Source organism: Vibrio sp. 10N.222.52.B7, from assembly GCF_041474275.1.
GTDB lineage: Bacteria > Pseudomonadota > Gammaproteobacteria > Enterobacterales > Vibrionaceae > Vibrio > Vibrio crassostreae_C.
Map to the genome: position 1 here is coordinate 1 of NZ_JBFRTU010000402.1, position 430 is coordinate 430.

1 protein-coding gene is annotated in these 430 nt (G+C 41.2%); it reads left to right on the top strand.

Annotated features, from left to right (window positions below; translation table 11 throughout):
* A partial coding sequence (locus AB4512_RS23405) for a LysE family transporter (RefSeq protein ID WP_372175917.1) occupies positions 1-430 on the top strand: 430 nt, incomplete at both ends.

The window sequence follows — 430 nt, forward strand, 5'->3', positions numbered from 1 at the left end:
GAGTAGGGTCGATTCTAGCGGCATCCGTTTCCGTTATGATTGTACTGAAGATCATTGGTGGTGTGTTTCTTGTTTATCTTGCTGTGCAAGCGATAAGAGCGAAGAAATGTAATTACAGCAATATGGATGTTACCGAAGGAGATAGCTTCAACCAAACGACTTTTCTTAAAGAATTCATCACGGGTTTTCTATCAGGAATCCTTAATCCCAAAAACCTTTTGTTCTATTTGAGCTTATTCACGGTTGTGTTGAACAATGACATTGGCTTCATGTTTAAGTTGGGGTTAGGTATTTGGATGACGGTGGTTGTATTTGTATGGGATGCGGCGATCATCTTCCTGTTATCTGCACCTAAAGTGCGTCAAGAGTTTACACGTGTTGCTTACTATATTGATAAAGTGACAGGAGTCATGCTGGGTCTGCTTGGCTC